This is a genomic window from Bacillus yapensis, assembly GCF_005280205.1.
GTDB lineage: Bacteria > Bacillota > Bacilli > Bacillales > Cytobacillaceae > Robertmurraya > Robertmurraya yapensis.
In genome coordinates this window covers 125,804-142,933 of record NZ_SUND01000005.1, presented here as the reverse complement: position 1 = coordinate 142,933, position 17,130 = coordinate 125,804, and the positions used below count along the sequence as shown (strand labels likewise).

Here is a 17,130-nt window from a genome sequence, read left to right as displayed (position 1 = left end):
GGAGGTGGATCAATGGAACGTATGAGTAATATTCATGAGTTTTTAAGCAAAATAGAGGTCTTTAAAGATTTGCCTGTACAGTCTTTGCAGCTGATTGACAAACGAATTAGAAAGATCCCTTTTAACAAGGGAGAAAAAATTATGTCTGAGTTTGAAATAGCTCGAGGCGTTTTCTTTGTTCATTCAGGAATTGTGAAGCTGACAAAACAAGATGACCATGGAAATGAGCTAATCGTTTGTATGAAAAATAAGGGAGATATCTTTGCTGAGGCCTGTTTGTTTAATTACGGAGAATCCACCTACCCTGCAACAGGAACGATGGTCAAAGAAGGAGAAGTGTATTTTCTCCAGACTGATGATTTGGAACAAGAGATTTCATTAAATCCCGAATTGGCTGTTCAAATGATCCGTTATATGAGTACGTCTCTTCGTGATATGACGACGATTATGAGGGATATTGCCCTTTTAGATGTATATACAAAAACGGTTAGAACGATTGAGAGATTAGCAGAGAAATTTGGTGCCAATCACTGCAATCAAATGTATATTGAAATTCCGTTAACCGTTCATGAGTTTTCTACCTTAATCGGCACAACGCGAGAAAGTGTTAGCCGTGTATTTTCCAAGCTTCGCAAGGATGGCCTAATCGATATTAAAGGAAAGCAGATTATTATTACAGACTGGTGCAAATTTTGCTCGGTCTACCAAAAGAAAATCTAGTGAAAATAATTTGTTTATGTCTTGACGTAGGTAGTGAATCTTTGAGACGATTTCCGTATATTCTAGCGGAGATGAGGTATTCGTATGGCAGACTTTCAATCCAGTACGATCATTCATAAGCCTGTAAAAGAGGTATTTGACTATCTATTAACCTTAGAAAATATCCCAGAGATTATGCCGAATGTGGTGAGATTAGAGAAATTGTCAGAAGAACCGATTGGCAAAGGAACGAAGCTACTTGAAACAAGGAGTATCCGTGGCAGAGAAGCGAAAGCGGAAATTGAAATTACGGAATTTGAGCCTTATCAATATTATACAACGCAAAGTGTTGCTGGAGGCATTACGATTACCTATAGGTATTTTTTGGATGAGATTGAAGAAGGAACGCAGGTGCGATTTGAAGCGAATGTGGGGATTAAAGGTTTGTTCAGTTTTTTCTCAAGACGTGCGCTCGTAAAAATTCTCAAGCAAGAAGACGGCTATTTGCTTCAATATTTGAAGGAAGAGCTTGAAAAGAAAGAGGCAGTTCCCCAAATTTGAGTTTTGGGAAACTGCCTCTTATTGTAAATTTGAACTAGAGTTTAGGGTATTCATACATCCCCTAGCCTCGTTTAATCCTTTATCTCATAACTCCAAAAACGTTCATTCTCTAACCAAGCGACCATATCTGGATCCTTTTGCTTGAGCTTTTCTTCTACATTAGCAACCATCAGTTGAGTCTGTGATTTGTGCGCTTTAATCGCAGCGATTTTTTGTGATACAGTCGCTTTGACATTATTCACTATATTCGGCTCCCCTAGTTCATCTATACAATTTTTTGCAAAAGCGACTAGGTTTAACTTCGGTCTTTCCTGCTTTGGCATACGCTTTACGGCTTCTACCACAGCAGCCCCTGTTGCATCATGGTCCGGATGGACTGAATAGCCAGGATAAAAACTGATAATGAGGGATGGTTTTACTTCCTCAATAATCGAGCCCATATGCTGAATTAATTTTTCCGGATCCTCAAACTCAACTGTTTTATCACGATACCCTAACATTCTTAAATCCTGTATCCCAATGGCATTTGCTGCATCTTGGAGCTCCTGTTTACGAATTTTAGGAAGACTTTCGCGGTTACAGAAAGGAGGATTTCCCATGTTTCGTCCCATTTCCCCTAATGTCAGACATGCATATGTAACAGGAGTCCCATTTTTGACATGGCTGGCAATCGTCCCAGATACACCAAATGCTTCATCATCAGGATGGGGAAAAACTACTAATAATTGACGTTCTTTTTCCATCTGTATCTTCTCCTTCCTTTCTTACTCAAACGGGGTTGTGCCAATTTCTAAGGCTACTGCGAGTTTTCCTTGAAAATCATGGCCTGCTAAAAGCAGTCTCCCCTTCTCATCAACTTCATAATGGGTAATTCCTTCTGCGTATACCCAGCCGATATCCATTTTTAATCCTACGCGAAAAGGACTCGGGCCAGTAATTTTCCCGTGTTCATATTGAATTTTGGCATTACGAATATAGGCACCCGATGAAAAAAACGATTCATCATTGTGCGTTGCATATGCTCCATTTGTTGTTTCGAGATGAATAAATACGTCTTGTTTAGCTAGTCGATCTAGCTCTTTTTGTACAGACTCAATCTTTGCGGGTTCCAATGTAGAATGCCTCCTTTAAAACGCTATTTAGTAGTTTCATTCTACTAAAGTTAAGCTGAAAAATGAAATAGTTGGCTTCATAAATAAAAAACAGAGCCTCAATGGACTCTGTCTCACTATATTACTTTACCTTCGCACCGAATCTACGATAAGCTCCGTGCATCGTTGGGCCTACATATTCATTTAGCTTGAAGCCATGGCGGATGGCTGCAGTGATAAAGTCTTTAGCGACATCGATAGCTTCCAAAACAGTCTTCCCTTTCGCAAGCTCTGCCGTAATCGCTGCAGAATAAGAGCAGCCTGCACCATGAATATAAGGAGTATCAATTTTTTCGCTTTCATAAAGCTTGTACTCTTGACCATCAAATAATAAATCAACAGCTTTTTCATAATCAAGCTTAGAACCGCCTTTAATAAGAACGTATTTTGCTCCAAGTGCATGAATTTTCGCAGCTGCTTCCTTCATATCATCGATCGTTTTGATCGGAGCTGTTCCAGCAAGCTGAGAAGCTTCAAATAAATTAGGTGTCACAATTAATGCTCTTGGGACCAACACATCACGTAAGGCATTGGCATTTTCAGGGTTGAGTACTTCATCTTCCCCTTTACATACCATAACCGGATCAATTACGACATTCTTAACCTGATACTCATCAATATATTTTGCAATTCTATCGATTACTTCAACAGTCGCAAGCATCCCTGTTTTCAATGCATCTATATTCACAGAAAAAACTGTTTCTAATTGTGCCTCAAAAGATTCAATGGAAAGTGGAAAAACGCTGTGACGCCAGTTGTTTTTCGGATCCATAGTAGCAATGACATTGATTGCTGACACCCCAAATACATCAAGCTCTTGAAAAGTTTTAAGATCAGCTTGAATTCCAGCGCCTCCGCTTGTATCGGAACCTGCAATCGTTAATGCTTTTTTCAATGACATAATCGTTGTCCCCTTATTGATGAATTTTCTTTCCATTTTAGCGCAAAAAAGCTTGATAGTAAAATAGCAGTTCTTAAAATGGAGCTCTTCACTCTTCCGTCAATTTCGAACAATTTGTGAAGACGCAGGTTTGTCACATCTGAATGGTTAAAAAGAACCAATCGTGGATTATGATTTGGATGAAGGGATGTTTCCACTATGTTTGTGTGACAAAAGTTACAGATACATAGAGAGATAACCTTTATGATTTTGAAGTAAAACCTCATAGAGATTTTTAAATGTGACATTTATCGCAGAATTTAGATCATCTGTTTTTTTAAAATAAAACAAGTGGGTGAACAACTTATGAATAAAAAAGGCTGCCCAGAAGAATATCCGATCACGCTTATCGTAAACGATTTTGAGGTAGCGGTTTTTCAATTAACAAAGCATGACTTAGAGGATTGGGTCTATGGTTACCTATTCTCAGAAGGATTGATTGAAAAAGCTACTGATATTGAAGCCGTTCGCATAAATGACGAGTCTGGAATCATCGATGTGACATTATCGAGCGAATTCGATACGGAATTAATGTTTTCCAAAAAGAAACATTATACAGCTGGCTGTGGTAGAGGGGTTACCTTTTTCTCAATGACAGACGTGAAAACGTTTAACAAGGTTGAAGCAGGGAAAACCTATCAGCTTAGTTATCTACTAAAAATGCGTAGTGAGTTTGCTAAAAACTCAGTGCTATACCTGGAAACAGGTGGAATGCATGGAGCGTGCATTGTGACAGAAGCCGGAGAAATTACCGTTCGAGAAGATATCGGGCGCCATAACGCGGTGGATAAGGTGATTGGTCATTGCGTTAGAAATGAGTTAGACCCTACAACACTTCTCCTACTAACAACAGGAAGAGTATCTTATGAAATGCTTTCAAAAGCCGCGAAGTTTGGCTTTGCTGTTATTGGATCGAGAACTGCGGCCACAAAACAAGCCATCCAACTTGCTAAATATTTAAATATTGAAGTAGTTGGTTATTTGAGAGGAAAAATGGCGATTCAATATACGTCGTTTGGCAGAGTCCATAATGACCTTGAAGAACGAGTTCTGGGGGTAAATCTTTCTTAAGCAGGGGGCTTAGGGAGGATTTTCTATAAATTATTTCTATTCATTAAAAAACAACGGAGGGGGAAGAGCTGTGGAAATGAATGTTACTAGAAGACAATTTCTGAAATTGTCTGGTGCAGTGGCTGCTACATTAGCGATTGTCGAACTTGGCTTCGATGATAAGACTGCAAAAGCAAAGTCAGGCGAATTCAAAATTGCTAAGCTTAAACCGACACCAACAATCTGTCCTTATTGTTCAGTAGGATGTGGAATCCTCGTATATGCAAACGAGAACGATGTTGTTTATACAGAGGGTGATCCAGATCATCCAATCAACGAAGGAACATTATGTAGTAAAGGAACAACAGTACGTCAGGTATATACATCAGAGAAACGTATAACAAAACCAATGTACCGTGCCCCAGGAAGCAGTAAGTGGGAAGAAGTCGATTGGGAATTCGCGTTTGATAAAGTTGTGAAAAACATTAAAGAAACACGCGACAAATCCTTCATTCATCAAGAAGGTGGAGTGACTGTCAATCGTACAGACGCTATCGCCTACTTAGGTGGAGCTGCACTTGATAATGAAGAATGTCACTTAAATCACAAGTTATTCCGTGCTGGACTAGGGTTATCCTATATCGAGCACCAGGCCCGAATATGACACAGTTCAACGGTTGCCGGTCTGGCACCTTCATTCGGTCGTGGAGCAATGACAAATCACTGGAACGATCTTCAGTATGCTGATGCTTTAATGGTTATTGGGGCAAACCCAGCTGAAAATCATCCAATCAGTTTTAGATGGATTTCAAAAGCAATTGAAAAGGGTGGAAAATTAATTTCCGTTGACCCTCGTTATACAAGAACATCACAAATGGCGAATATGTACGCTCAGCTTCGCTCTGGAACAGATATTGCTTTTATTGGTGGAATGATTAGTTACGCACTTGAAAATAATCTGTTTCACAAAGAGTATGTTGCAAATTATACAAATGCTTCATGGATTGTGGAAGATTCCTATTCCTTTGAAGATGGAATGTTCAGTGGTTACGATGAAAAAACAAGAACTTATGATAAGAAACAATGGGCATTCAAAGTAGATGCAGAAGGAAATACCCTTAAGGATCCTACTTTGCAGCATCCAAATTGTGTCTTCCAACTAATGAAGAAGCACTATTCTCGTTATGATGCTGATACTGTTTGCGGTGTTACAGGAACCGATAAGAAAATGTATATCGAAATCTGTAAAACATTTGGTGCAACCGGCCAAGTAGGCAAAGCAGGTACGATTCTTTATGCAATGGGTGGAACGCAGCATACAGTCGGTACGCAAAACATCCGTGCATATGCAATCTTACAGCTCATTCTTGGAAATATCGGAATCGCTGGTGGTGGGGTTAACGCCCTACGCGGAGAGTCCAATGTTCAAGGCTCAACTGACTTTGGTCTTCTTTATCACAACGTTCCAGGATACATGGACGTTCCAACAACGGCCGAAGGTGATCTAACTTATGAAGGTTTTCTAGCGCGAATTACACCGAAATCTGGATATAAGATCAATCATCCAAAGTTTTACACAAGCATGTTGAAATCCTTCTATGGCGATAATGCGACAAAGGATAATGAATTTGGCTATCATTACATGCCGAAAATTCAAGCAGGGAAAAACTACTCCTTCATGCGAATCTTTGATGCCATGTATCGCAAGGAAATTGAAGGTATGATCTTGTATGGTTCCAACCCAGTTGTCGGGGGACCAAACAGTTTTAAAGAGCAAGCAGCAATGGGCAATCTGAAGTGGATGGTTGCAATCGACTTATTTGAAACAGAAACTTCAACCTTCTGGCAAAAAGAAGCTGGTTCTGATCCAGCATCGATTCAAACAGAAGTCATTTTCTTACCAGCATGTAGCTCATTTGAGAAAGAAGGTTCTGTAACTAACTCTGGACGCTGGATGCAATATCGTTGGCAGGCCATTAAGTCTAAAGGTGAATCCCGTTCTGATTTAGAAATAACTCATATGCTAGCACGTCGCTTGAAAGAGCTTTATAAAAATGAGGCAACACCTGCTGCAAAGCAAATGCAGGCTCTATATTGGAATTACGGTGAACATGATCACCCAGATATTGATTTGGTTTGCCGTGATATTAACGGATATGATTGGAAAACGAAAAAGCAGATTAAATCTTTTGGTGACTTAAAAGATGATGGTTCTACAACAGCAGGATGCTGGATCTATACTGGATTCTATCCAGAGAATGATAATCTAGCAAAACGTCGTGACAATAAAGATACGGGTATGAGCAATTTCTTGAACTGGTCTTTTGCATGGCCTGCTAACCGTCGTGTCCTTTATAACCGTGCAAGTGCCGACTTAAATGGTAAGGCATGGAGCAAAGAGCGAGTAGGAATTGAGTGGGATGGCTTAAAAGGTCAATGGGTAGGAAATGACGTACCAGACTTTGTGAAGGATAAAGGTCCTCAGGATCCAACTTTTGCTGATCCATTCATTATGCAGGTTGGAGGAAAAGGATATTTATTCTCATCGGGATTAAACGAAGGACCATTCCCAGAGCATTATGAGCCTTATGAAAATCCAATGTCGAACTCTTTTTCTAGTGTGCAATTTAACCCAGCTGTTCAATTCGGAGAGAAAGAAATGAACGCGAAAGGTGAATCTGATAAGTATCCGATCGTGGCAACAACATATCGACTTTCTGAGCATTGGCAGTCTGGGGTCATGACGAGAAACGTTCCATGGCTTGCAGAGCTTGTTAATAACATGTTCATTGAAATCAGTGAGGAATTGGCAAAAGAAAAAGGCATTAAAGAAAAGGATAAAGTGGTCGTTTCAACTGCACGTGGAGAAATCGAAGCCTATGCTATGATAACGAAGCGCTTTAAGCCTTATAAGCTAAAAGACAAAACGGTTCATCATATCGGTATGCCTTGGCATTTCGGGTATAAAGGAATTGCCACTGGTGCAACAGCAAACCGCTTAACACCACATATTGGTGATGCCAACTCAACAATACCGGAATATAAAGCATTCCTATGCGACGTAAGGAGGGCGTAAAGATGGCAGATTATATTAAATTTGTAGACGTAACGAAATGTGATGGCTGTCGTGCCTGTATGGTCGCATGTAAAAACTGGAATGACCTTCCAACTGCAACGGAAGAATACTCTGGTTCCATTCAGTCTCATGCGAAGGTCAATGCACATACGTGGAATGTCATTACCTACAATGAGCATGAAACGACAAATGGAAATTTCGAGTGGTTATTTAGACATCAGTCTTGTTTACACTGTGTGGAGGCAGCTTGTGAAAAGGCTTGTCCAGAGGATGCAATCAGTCATACAAAGTTTGGCTCTGTAGTTATCGATGCTGACAAATGTGTGGGCTGTGGCTACTGTGCACAAAACTGTACATTTGATGTAGTAGAACTAGCAACTTACAAAGATAAGCACGGCAAGGAGTACCGCAAAGCACAAAAATGTACCCTTTGTACAGACCGCTTAGAAGAAGGCTTACAGCCTGCGTGTGTTACAGCTTGTCATACAGAGTGCTTAGTATACGACGAAAAGAATAAAGTTTTAGCAGAAGCGGAAGTACGTTTATCAAAAATTAAAGAACGCTTCCCGAATGCGAATATTTATAACCCACAAGGAATCAAGGGAACAACAACAGTTTACCTTCTTGCGGAAAAGCCATCTGTTTATGGACTTCCTGAAAATCCTAAGGTTCCATTATCACAAGTGGTGTGGAAGGATTATGCTCAACCACTTGGAAAAGCGATGTTTGGTGTTACGACTATGGCAGTCGTAGGTTCAGTTATCGCTCATGCAATCAAGAAGGATTCAGGGGACCATAAAGGAGGCCAGGATCATGAGTAATCATGGGAAACAAAAAATGGTTAAACGTTTTAATCTCGGTTTTATCATTTCCCACTGGGTAAATGCTGGTGCATTCTTTGTCCTATATATTTCTGCTTTACCAATGTACACGGAATTTTTTGATTGGCTCTATCCTATCTTTGGTGGACCAGCAGGTGCGCGCTTAGTGCATCGTGTAGCAGCCGTTTTCTTCATGCTACCTCTGCCAATCTTAGTCCTTTTTGATCGCCAAGGACTGAGAAGATGGACGAAAAATATTTTTTCTTGGAAAAAGCATGACATTCAATTCTTCCCGCAGTTTGCAAAGGAGTTTTTCGGTCTTAAAGCAAAGACACCAAAGCAGGATTTCTTTAATGCTGGTGAAAAAATTAACTCTTGGCTCATGATTGTCACAGCACTTATGTTGATTTGCTCGGGTGTTGTCATGTGGTTTCCACAATTTTTCCCACACGGCTTAATCATGTGGGCATATCCGATTCATAATATTGGACTTGGACTCTCTGCGGCTGTAGCGATTGCCCATATCTATATGTCTATCAAACTTGCAGCTCCATCCTTACATGGAATTTTCAAAGGAGATGTAACCGAAGAGTACGCAGAGGACCACCATGGTCTCTGGTACGATGAGTTAAAGGAAGAGGAAAAGAAACATCCTAAAAAGCACGCCTAACCCTTTTGAAAACTGAAACGATATTGAAAGTGCTACTCAAGCTTATTTGGGTAGCCTTTCCTCTAAGTCGGGTTACTCATAATCTACGAGGTGATAAAAAATGAACGTGACAAATAAAGAATACCAGCTTTTAGAAGAAAAGATTCAATCACTAAGTGAACAATGGACAAAGCTCATTGAACAGGAAACTGTGACGATTCCAGAACAAAGATCCACACTAAAAGCTTTTCCTGCTTATACACAATTACAGCTTCAAATTAATATCGAACAGTATCGAGGCTTTATTTTGGAATTGTTTTCTTTACTTAAGGAGTACCAATCTGGATTGGTTGAAGATTTAGAACGACTAGAGATGGAAATGACTGATGAAGTTTTGTTACAGTGGATAAAAGAAGCAATTGCGGTGAATGATGTTTATTTTGAAAGCTTTGCTGAAAAACATCGCGTGGCAGAATGGATTCCATTCTTTGTTGCTGAGCATCCGTTAAGACCGTTTTTACAAAAAGCTTCTACAGAAATGACAGAGGAGTTGCGCAAGGCGGAAGCACAAGGTTGCTGTCCAGCATGTGGAGAAGCTCCTAGAGTCGGGATTATCAACAAAAAAGGCAAGAAAGAAATCACTTGTCCACGTTGTCATTATGCTTGGGAAGTGAAGAAAATTTCTTGCGCTCATTGTGGTTCTGAGGAAGCTGGAAAAATCGAAATCCTGCGGGTTGAGAAGGATGACAGTTCGGAAATTCATGTTTGTCATGATTGCCAAGGCTATACGAAGGTTATCGATGTGCGTAAATTTATTCAAATCGAAGCAATTTCAATGCTCGACCTGAAAACGATTCATTTAGATATTATTGCTCAAGAGAATGGATTTGGGTTAGCAGAAGTCAAAGAAGTACACTAACACGTCATCTGGTGGTGAAGACATGGAAGCAACCGGCATTATTTTAGCAGGTGGAAAATCGAGTCGGATGGGCACAAACAAGGCCCTTCTGGAAATCAACGGGAAAACAGTGATTGAAACGATCTGTGAGGAACTTGATTCGATAGTTAACAACATAATTATTGTTACTAACTCATTTGAAGATTATCAATATCTGGGCCGTAAAATGGTGCAGGATGAGTGGAAAGAGATGGGGCCACTTGCTGGAATCCATGCTGGTTTAAGCGCATCTGAAACAGAGCAGAATTTAATTGTAGCTTGTGATATGCCATTTATTTCTGCTGAGCTAGGAACAATTTTGCTCGAGCAATTATCAGACTATGATGCCGTTGTTCCAGAAATTTCAGGTCAGCTTCATCCTCTTTTTGCCGCCTATCGAAAAGACGTGAAAAAAGAAGTCGAGAATGCGCTCAAACAAAACAAATTAAGGATCAGAGGGATATTCCAGAATATTCATGTGAAGATGCTGGATGAGACAGAACTTAGTAAATTAGATTACAGCATCGATGAGGCTGATATTTTTAATATGAATCATCCCGATGAATATGAGCAGGCAAAAGCAATAAAAAGTAAAGGTCGCGAATGATATGAAATTTTTTCAAGTTAAATCAGTAGAGGAAACATTTCAGTTGATTCAAGAAATGGTCACTCCGATTCGGGAGACCATGACATTGCCTTTATTTGATGCACTTCATTTCGTTTTAGCTGAAGATATTATTGTACGAGAAAATGTACCGAATTTTCGTCGTTCATCTGTAGATGGCTATGCTGTGAAAGCAAAGGATACATTCGGTTCCTCAGAAACGATGCCAGGATTCCTGACCGTAACTGGGGAAGTCAAAATGGGGCAGGAGCCACCAAAAGAAGTCGGAAGTGGAGAAGCGATGTACGTACCGACAGGTGGCATGCTACCAGCTGGCAGTGATGCGATGGTTATGATTGAGCACTGTGAGGATATTAGCGGACTCCTAAATGTCTATCGGCAAACGGCACCTGGGGAAAATGTTATCTCTATCGGGGAGGACATGCAGGCAGGAACAGTTTTGTTGACAAAGGGAACGAAGCTTCGTTCACAGGAAATCGGTGCCCTAGCTTCCCAAGGCATTCTTGAGGTACGGGTGTGGAAAAAGCCTGTCATTGGTTATTTATCCTCTGGTGATGAGATTGTCCCGATGGAATCGAAGGACCTACTGATTGGTGAGGTTCGCGATATTAATGCAGCTACGATCGGTAGTTTGGTGAAGCAATGGGGCCTCGGATTTATCTATGGTGGCATTGTGAAGGACAGTCGTGAGGAGCTTGAGCGCAGAACCAAGGAGATGCTCGAAAAGACGGATTGTTTAATCCTTTCTGGAGGCAGTTCAGTTGGGACAAAGGATTATTCCGTTGAAGTGATCGAATCTCTTGGAGAACCAGGGGTTTATGTTCACGGCGTTTCAATTAAACCAGGAAAGCCAACGATTTTAGCACAGGCGAAGGATAAACCGGTGATTGGCCTGCCAGGACATCCAGCGTCGGCGATGATTATTTTTCATTTGTTCGGCAAAGCGGTCGTTGATAAGCTACAAGGACTTAGCGAGACGCGCACCAAGCTAACTTTTGCCAAGGTAACGAAAAATATTCCTTCAGCGCCTGGACGAACTGACTATATTCGGGTACGACTTTTTGAAGAAAATCATGAATGGTATGCAGAGCCTATTTTAGGGAAATCGGGTCTGATCTCCACTCTTGTAAAAAGTGAAGGCATGATCGAAATTTCTTATGAAAGTGAAGGTGTTCATAAGGGAGAACAGGTGCCTGTTACATTATTTCTATGAGGTGTGAGCGATGAAAAAATATAAACGTAAAATATACCTACAGGATAAGCCTCGAAAAGTGGCCGTAGAGGAGATTCTTTCCCATTTTAACCCCAAAAGGGAAGTTGAATGGATGAACAGTCATGAGACGCTGGGCAGAATAACGGCAGAACCGATCTTCGCTATCAATTCCATGCCACACTATCATGCATCCGCTATGGACGGGATTGCCGTGAGAGCAGAGGATACCTACTCAGCTCACGAACAAAATCCCATTCAGCTAAAACGAAATGAAGATTTTATATACGTAGACACGGGGAATGCGATTCCTTCCCCTTTTAATGCCGTGATTATGATTGAAAATGTCGATGAGATTTCAGAGGACGTCGTTGAAATCATTGAACCGACTTCACCGTGGGCGCATATTCGTCCCATTGGAGAGGATATTGTTCAGGAGGAAATGCTTTTTCCACAAGGGCATCAAATTAGACCTGTGGATATTGGTGTGTTGCTTGCCTCTCAAACAACAAAGGTTAAGGTATGGAAAAAACCATTGGTAACGGTCATTCCTACAGGAAATGAATTGGTTTTACCGAATGAACCAGCAGCTGCAGGAAAGCTCATCGAATTTAACGGGACGGTCATTTCCAACTTCATTGCAGAATGGGGCGGAAATCCGCAGCTACATTCAATTGTGAGGGACAATCCAGAGGAAATAAAGGTGGCTTTGTTGGAAGCAGTAGCGACTTCTGATATAGTCGTGATAAACGCTGGTTCTTCTGCTGGTTCAAAGGATTACACGGTTCATCTCATTGGCGAGCTTGGTGAAGTCTTTACCCATGGTGTAGCGACAAGGCCAGGAAAACCTGTGATTTTAGGTAAAATACACGAAACGATTGTTGTTGGAATTCCTGGTTATCCAGTTTCGGCATATTTAGCGTTAGAATGGTTTGTCAGACCATTGGTATGCGCTTATTTAGGTATATCTGAACCGAAAAGACAGACATTAACGGTAAAACTTGGACGTCGAATCGTATCGACGATGGGGGCAGAGGACTATGTCCGCATGACGATTGGACGTGTCAATGGTGAATACGTGGCTAATCCCTTAACGAGGGCAGCTGGTGTAACGATGTCCTTAGTGAAGGCAGATGGAATGTTAATTGTTCCTCCTGACCAGCTGGGCTATGAACAGGGCGAAGAAGCGCAAGTAGAACTGCTAAGGCCAGTAGAAGAGATTGATACAGCCATTGTTTTCAATGGGAGTCACGATTTAACGATCGATATTCTATCGTCTCAGCTAAGAGCGCAGTCTAATAATGCTAAAATTATTTCTTCTCATGTTGGCAGTATGGCGGGCATTATGGCCATTAAAAAAGGCGAAGCGCATATAGCAGGAATTCACCTCTTGGATCCCGAAACTAAAGAGTATAACCGCTCCTACGTAAAACGATTTTTAGCCGATCAAGAAGTGGTTCTTTTCCCATTTTTAAAAAGAAAGCAAGGATGGCTATTGCCAAAAGGAAATCCGATGGACATTCACGGTGTCGTCGAAATCATGGAAAAAGGTGCATTGTACGTAAATCGTCAAAAAGGTGCAGGAACTAGAATTCTATTTGATTTATTATTAAAAGAGAACGGAATTGAATCTGAGCAAATCAATGGCTACGATCGTGAAATGTTTTCCCATTTAAGTGTCGCAGCTGAGGTAAAAGGAAGTTTGAAAGCTGTCGGCTTGGGCATTTTTCCAGCAGCAAGAGCGATGGGACTTGATTTTCTACCTGTTTCCGATGAGGAGTATGATTTGTTGATGACAAAGTCTTTCTATGACAGTGAGGCAGGACAGCAACTGATTCAAATAATCCGTTCAGATGCCTTCCGAGCACGGGTGGAAGCCATTGGTGGCTATGCTGTTGTGACGGGAGAACCAATCTTTTTTTAAAGAAAAGGTGGAAAGAAAATGAATTACTATGAAATTTCCAAAGAACCTATTGATATACAAGCAATAATTGACAAGGTCGTTCAGCGAGATGCTGGAGCAATTACGACGTTCATTGGAACCGTTCGTGAATTAACAAAAGGGAAAAAGACTCTCTTTTTAATATATGAAGCCTACGAATCGATGGCCGTGAAGAAGCTTGCGCAAATTGGTCAGGAGATTGAAGAAAAGTGGCCAAATTCGAAGGTGGCGATTACCCATCGGGTCGGTAAGCTAGATATTACGGATATTGCCGTTGTGATCGCTGTTTCGACGCCTCACCGTGCCGATGCGTATGAGGCAAACCGTTATGCGATTGAGCGCATCAAGGAAATCGTCCCAATTTGGAAGAAAGAGCATTGGGAAGATGGAGAAGAGTGGATTGGCGACCAGCTCGAAAAGGTTGCATATCCGACTGGAAAACCAGAGGGGGCAGATTTGCATGAATAAAATTTTATTTTTTGCCCATCTGAAGGATGCGGTTGGGGAAGAATCGATTCGTATTGATCTTGCCGGAAAAACTGTTGCTGAAGTCAAAGAATTTCTTGCAAAAGAATATCAGCTTCAGAAGCTTGATACAGCAATGACTGCTGTGAACGAAGAGTTTGCTGGGGATGATGAAGTCATCCATCCGGGTGATGAAATTGCATTTATTCCACCTGTTAGTGGTGGTTGAGAATAGGGGAACTGTCCATTTAGCTCTGGACAGTTTTTTGCTAGGAGGTTTGCATAATGGATGAACGTTATTCAAGACAAATGCTATTTGCGCCAATTGGGGAACAAGGTCAAGCAAAAATCCGTTCGAAGCATGTGTTAATGATCGGGGCTGGGGCACTTGGCTCGAGCAATGGCGAAATATTGACGCGTGCTGGAATTGGAAAATTGACGATTGTTGATCGTGATTATGTGGAAGCGAGCAACCTCCAAAGGCAACAGCTTTATACCGAAGAGGACGTCGAGCAGAAGCTACCAAAAGCCGTAGCAGCAGAACGAAGATTGAAGGCGATTAATTCGGATGTGGAGATTCGTGCTGTGGTAGGAGATGCAACGCCTGAAATTTTGGCGGAGCTTGTGCGAGATGTCGACCTAATCCTTGATGCCACCGATAATTTTGAAACACGCATGGCGATCAATGATATATCACAAAAGTTTGAGATTCCGTGGATTTACGGAGCTTGTGTAGGCAGCTTCGGAATGAGCTTTACGATTTTACCAGGGCAAACTCCTTGCTTGAACTGTCTGTTAAAAACACTCCCGGTTCAAGGGATGACGTGTGATACGGTGGGGATTATCGCCCCTACAGTGCAAATGGTCGTAGCCCATCAAACGGCGGAAGCTTTGAAAATTTTGGTGGAGGATTTTGATGCGATTCGGAGCTCTTTCGTAAGCTTTGACTTATGGAGAAATCAGTATAGCAGCATAAAAATGGCGAAGGCAAAAGACAAAGGCTGTTTATCCTGCGGAGAAGCTCCTACGTACCCGTATTTGGAGCAAGAGAATCTGATGAGGTCAGAAGTATTGTGTGGTCGTGATACGGTGCAAATACGCCCTTCTAAGCACGGAGATGTGGATTTGAATGAATTGTCTACGCATCTTAGTGCTCTTCGTTATGAAGTGAAAGGAAATCCGTATTTGCTTTCGGTTGAAATGGATGGAAATCGCATGGTTATTTTTAAGGATGGCCGAGCGCTCATTCATGGGACGAAGGATATTGCGCAAGCAAGGTCGATTTATCAAAGATTGCTAGGGTAAAATAGATTGGGCTCTTTTTGCATTTTTTGCGAAAGGAGCCTTTATTAATTTTTGGGAAATCCGCTAAAAGTCCCACTGGGTTTAAATTTTCCCTTATAATTAGGAGACAAGTTCTATCTATAGGGGAGGATACAGATTTTGACGAAAAAAGATGATGAAATCCTAGCGCAGCTTGATGCGATTAGAAATGAATTAAAAGAAGGCAAACAGCAAGCGGCTAGTGCGGTTGCGGTTGAGACATATAAAAATAAACCTTTTATCAATTTGAAATTTAAGCATTATAAACTCGTTCTACTTTTGATCGTATTTATATTTTTAGGGACTTTAGTTGGGATGGGTTCTTATAAACTTTTTGCTGGTGCGGAGCCGAAGGTTGAAAAAGGAAGTTTCATAGAACAAATGAAGGATCTTTCTTCGCTTGCTTCCTCTCAGGCCTTTGTCAAAGCTGTGATTGAAAAAGAGGACAACCAAATTTTCGGCAAGGAAATTACGACGAACATTCCTGGGACGAAAAGAAAGATTCTTCTTGTTGTACCTGGTACGGTCACGGCAGGTGTTGATTTACAAAGTCTTGATGCGGATCATGTGAAAATGAATGAAGAAGAGAAAACGATCGCGATTACGTTGCCTCATGCTAAAATCATTCAAGAGCCATCTTTAGAATTTGAGCAGGTTCAAACTTATTCCGTTGAAGGGATTTTTCGAGCGGAAGTAGATTGGGAGGAAGCCTATGAACTTGCTGCTGAAGCAAAAACGCTCGTGAAAGAAGAAGCGATTGCTCAAGGGCTACTGCAAATGGCTGAAACGAATGCAGAAAAAACCTTAAAGGGATTCTTTTCACAATTGGGTTATGAAGTGAGTGTTCAGTATGAAGATTAATGTACAAAATGATTGGCATGAACAAATTGGTACTGAGTTTGAAAAGTCGTATTTTCAGGAACTCATCAACTTTTTAGAAGAGGAATATAAACATGAGGTCATCTACCCAGAGCGGGATGACATTTTTAATGCCCTAACTTATACGGCATATAATGATGTAAAAGTTGTCATTCTTGGACAAGATCCATACCATGGGCCAAATCAGGCCCATGGCTTGAGTTTTTCAGTCAAGAAGGGGGTAACACATCCTCCGTCTTTGAAGAATATCTATAAAGAGCTCGAAGCAGATATTGGGTGCACGGTGCCAGCCCATGGAGATTTAACCCGATGGGCGAAGCAAGGTGTGTTGCTGTTAAATACCGTTCTCACTGTACGTCAGGGGGCTGCACATTCCCACAAAGGAAAAGGGTGGGAAATCTTTACGGATCATGTGATTTCACGCCTAAATGAAAGAGAAACCCCGGTAATTTTTGTTCTTTGGGGACTACCTGCGCAAAAAAAGAAAAAGCTGATTGATGAGAGTAAGCATTTTATTATTGAATCGGTTCATCCGAGTCCTCTTTCCGTTTATCGCGGCTTCTTTGGGAGCAAACCTTTTTCCAAAATCAATCAGTATTTACGTGATCTGAAGCAGGAAGAGATTGATTGGGAGCTTGAAAAATGAAAGAAGAAAGAATAAATTGTTTTACATGTCGCTATTTTTACGTGACGTGGGACCCGAATTTTCCGAAGGGCTGTAAAGCGTTTCAGTTTAAAACAAGTCGTCTTCCTTCACAGGAGGTCATGAAGGCTTCGGGGCAGCCATGTTTAAAATATGAAA

The 17,130-nt window shown here is 41.2% G+C and carries 18 protein-coding genes and 1 pseudogene; 16 read left to right on the top strand and 3 right to left on the bottom strand.

Going from position 1 to position 17,130, the window contains the following annotated elements:
* The first annotated feature begins 12 nt into the window (after window positions 1-12).
* Window positions 13-720: a Crp/Fnr family transcriptional regulator gene (locus tag FAR12_RS08380; RefSeq protein ID WP_126408245.1), complete on the top strand. Its 708-nt coding sequence runs from the start codon at window positions 13-15 to the stop codon at window positions 718-720.
* An 84-nt stretch (window positions 721-804) separates the two neighbouring features.
* Complete coding sequence (locus FAR12_RS08375) at window positions 805-1,260, top strand: SRPBCC family protein (RefSeq protein ID WP_126408244.1); 456 nt, start codon at window positions 805-807, stop codon at window positions 1,258-1,260.
* Between the two features lie 71 nt (window positions 1,261-1,331).
* Here the strand turns inward: FAR12_RS08375 and bshB2 are convergent, their stop codons facing one another.
* The 3 genes from bshB2 to pdxK form a co-directional block, all read right to left on the bottom strand.
* The gene (gene bshB2, locus FAR12_RS08370; RefSeq protein ID WP_126408243.1) at window positions 1,332-2,003 is read right to left on the bottom strand and encodes a bacillithiol biosynthesis deacetylase BshB2; all 672 of its coding nucleotides are present in this window, start codon (window positions 2,001-2,003) and stop codon (window positions 1,332-1,334) included.
* Window positions 2,004-2,024: 21 nt separating this feature from the next.
* A complete protein-coding gene (locus tag FAR12_RS08365; protein WP_126408242.1) occupies window positions 2,025-2,372 on the bottom strand; it encodes a YojF family protein in 348 nt (115 codons plus the stop codon).
* A gap of 121 nt (window positions 2,373-2,493) precedes the next feature.
* Window positions 2,494-3,312, bottom strand: coding sequence for a pyridoxine/pyridoxal/pyridoxamine kinase (gene pdxK, locus FAR12_RS08360; RefSeq protein WP_126408241.1), 819 nt, complete (start codon window positions 3,310-3,312; stop codon window positions 2,494-2,496).
* A 345-nt stretch (window positions 3,313-3,657) separates the two neighbouring features.
* On the opposite strand from pdxK, the gene fdhD reads away from it, so the two are divergent.
* The 14 genes and pseudogenes from fdhD (at window position 3,658) to FAR12_RS08295 (ending at window position 16,974) form a co-directional block, all read left to right on the top strand.
* A complete protein-coding gene (fdhD, locus tag FAR12_RS08355) occupies window positions 3,658-4,422 on the top strand; it encodes a formate dehydrogenase accessory sulfurtransferase FdhD (protein WP_126408240.1) in 765 nt (254 codons plus the stop codon).
* Between the two features lie 76 nt (window positions 4,423-4,498).
* Entirely contained in the window at window positions 4,499-5,065 is a 567-nt protein-coding gene (locus tag FAR12_RS24225) for a twin-arginine translocation signal domain-containing protein (RefSeq protein ID WP_246010354.1), read from the top strand.
* Window positions 5,066-5,077: 12 nt separating this feature from the next.
* Window positions 5,078-7,477, top strand: a pseudogene (fdnG, locus tag FAR12_RS08350) (formate dehydrogenase-N subunit alpha); the annotation flags it as partial.
* A gap of 2 nt (window positions 7,478-7,479) precedes the next feature.
* Window positions 7,480-8,298: a 4Fe-4S dicluster domain-containing protein gene (locus tag FAR12_RS08345; RefSeq protein ID WP_126408239.1), complete on the top strand. Its 819-nt coding sequence runs from the start codon at window positions 7,480-7,482 to the stop codon at window positions 8,296-8,298.
* Window positions 8,291-8,968, top strand: a complete 678-nt coding sequence (locus tag FAR12_RS08340) for a formate dehydrogenase subunit gamma (RefSeq protein ID WP_126408238.1) — start codon at window positions 8,291-8,293, stop codon at window positions 8,966-8,968. Before FAR12_RS08345 ends, FAR12_RS08340 begins: the two co-directional genes overlap by 8 nt.
* A 106-nt stretch (window positions 8,969-9,074) precedes the next feature.
* Complete coding sequence (locus FAR12_RS08335) at window positions 9,075-9,866, top strand: formate dehydrogenase accessory protein FdhE (protein ID WP_212734383.1); 792 nt, start codon at window positions 9,075-9,077, stop codon at window positions 9,864-9,866.
* 22 nt (window positions 9,867-9,888) lie between these two features.
* A complete protein-coding gene (gene mobA / locus FAR12_RS08330) occupies window positions 9,889-10,491 on the top strand; it encodes a molybdenum cofactor guanylyltransferase (RefSeq protein WP_126408236.1) in 603 nt (200 codons plus the stop codon).
* A 1-nt stretch (window position 10,492) separates the two neighbouring features.
* Window positions 10,493-11,722, top strand: a complete 1,230-nt coding sequence (locus FAR12_RS08325; protein WP_126408235.1) for a molybdopterin molybdotransferase MoeA — start codon at window positions 10,493-10,495, stop codon at window positions 11,720-11,722.
* A 10-nt stretch (window positions 11,723-11,732) separates the two neighbouring features.
* Complete coding sequence (locus tag FAR12_RS08320; RefSeq protein ID WP_126408234.1) at window positions 11,733-13,643, top strand: molybdopterin biosynthesis protein; 1,911 nt, start codon at window positions 11,733-11,735, stop codon at window positions 13,641-13,643.
* Between the two features lie 18 nt (window positions 13,644-13,661).
* On the top strand, window positions 13,662-14,129 hold the full coding sequence (locus FAR12_RS08315; protein ID WP_126408233.1) for a molybdenum cofactor biosynthesis protein MoaE: 468 nt from the start codon (window positions 13,662-13,664) through the stop codon (window positions 14,127-14,129).
* A complete protein-coding gene (gene moaD / locus FAR12_RS08310; RefSeq protein WP_126408232.1) occupies window positions 14,122-14,355 on the top strand; it encodes a molybdopterin converting factor subunit 1 in 234 nt (77 codons plus the stop codon). The genes FAR12_RS08315 and moaD overlap by 8 nt, the downstream gene beginning before the upstream one ends.
* A gap of 56 nt (window positions 14,356-14,411) precedes the next feature.
* Entirely contained in the window at window positions 14,412-15,431 is a 1,020-nt protein-coding gene (locus FAR12_RS08305) for a thiazole biosynthesis adenylyltransferase ThiF (protein ID WP_126408231.1), read from the top strand.
* A gap of 138 nt (window positions 15,432-15,569) precedes the next feature.
* A complete protein-coding gene (locus FAR12_RS08300; protein WP_246010345.1) occupies window positions 15,570-16,310 on the top strand; it encodes a DUF4230 domain-containing protein in 741 nt (246 codons plus the stop codon).
* On the top strand, window positions 16,300-16,974 hold the full coding sequence (locus FAR12_RS08295) for a uracil-DNA glycosylase (protein WP_126408229.1): 675 nt from the start codon (window positions 16,300-16,302) through the stop codon (window positions 16,972-16,974). The genes FAR12_RS08300 and FAR12_RS08295 overlap by 11 nt, the downstream gene beginning before the upstream one ends.
* Window positions 16,975-17,130 lie beyond the last annotated feature (156 nt).

What these genes read in the sequence shown, in the direction of transcription:
- FAR12_RS08380 (WP_126408245.1), top strand. Translation starts at nt 13, where the DNA reads ATGGAACGTATGAGTAATATTCATGAGTTTTTAAGCAAAATAGAGGTC.
- FAR12_RS08375 (WP_126408244.1), top strand. Translation starts at nt 805, where the DNA reads ATGGCAGACTTTCAATCCAGTACGATCATTCATAAGCCTGTAAAAGAG.
- bshB2 (WP_126408243.1), bottom strand. Translation starts at nt 2,003, where the DNA reads ATGGAAAAAGAACGTCAATTATTAGTAGTTTTTCCCCATCCTGATGAT.
- pdxK (WP_126408241.1), bottom strand. Translation starts at nt 3,312, where the DNA reads ATGTCATTGAAAAAAGCATTAACGATTGCAGGTTCCGATACAAGCGGA.
- fdhD (WP_126408240.1), top strand. Translation starts at nt 3,658, where the DNA reads ATGAATAAAAAAGGCTGCCCAGAAGAATATCCGATCACGCTTATCGTA.
- FAR12_RS24225 (WP_246010354.1), top strand. Translation starts at nt 4,499, where the DNA reads ATGAATGTTACTAGAAGACAATTTCTGAAATTGTCTGGTGCAGTGGCT.
- FAR12_RS08345 (WP_126408239.1), top strand. Translation starts at nt 7,480, where the DNA reads ATGGCAGATTATATTAAATTTGTAGACGTAACGAAATGTGATGGCTGT.
- FAR12_RS08340 (WP_126408238.1), top strand. Translation starts at nt 8,291, where the DNA reads ATGAGTAATCATGGGAAACAAAAAATGGTTAAACGTTTTAATCTCGGT.
- mobA (WP_126408236.1), top strand. Translation starts at nt 9,889, where the DNA reads ATGGAAGCAACCGGCATTATTTTAGCAGGTGGAAAATCGAGTCGGATG.
- FAR12_RS08325 (WP_126408235.1), top strand. Translation starts at nt 10,493, where the DNA reads ATGAAATTTTTTCAAGTTAAATCAGTAGAGGAAACATTTCAGTTGATT.
- FAR12_RS08320 (WP_126408234.1), top strand. Translation starts at nt 11,733, where the DNA reads ATGAAAAAATATAAACGTAAAATATACCTACAGGATAAGCCTCGAAAA.
- FAR12_RS08315 (WP_126408233.1), top strand. Translation starts at nt 13,662, where the DNA reads ATGAATTACTATGAAATTTCCAAAGAACCTATTGATATACAAGCAATA.
- moaD (WP_126408232.1), top strand. Translation starts at nt 14,122, where the DNA reads ATGAATAAAATTTTATTTTTTGCCCATCTGAAGGATGCGGTTGGGGAA.
- FAR12_RS08305 (WP_126408231.1), top strand. Translation starts at nt 14,412, where the DNA reads ATGGATGAACGTTATTCAAGACAAATGCTATTTGCGCCAATTGGGGAA.
- FAR12_RS08295 (WP_126408229.1), top strand. Translation starts at nt 16,300, where the DNA reads ATGAAGATTAATGTACAAAATGATTGGCATGAACAAATTGGTACTGAG.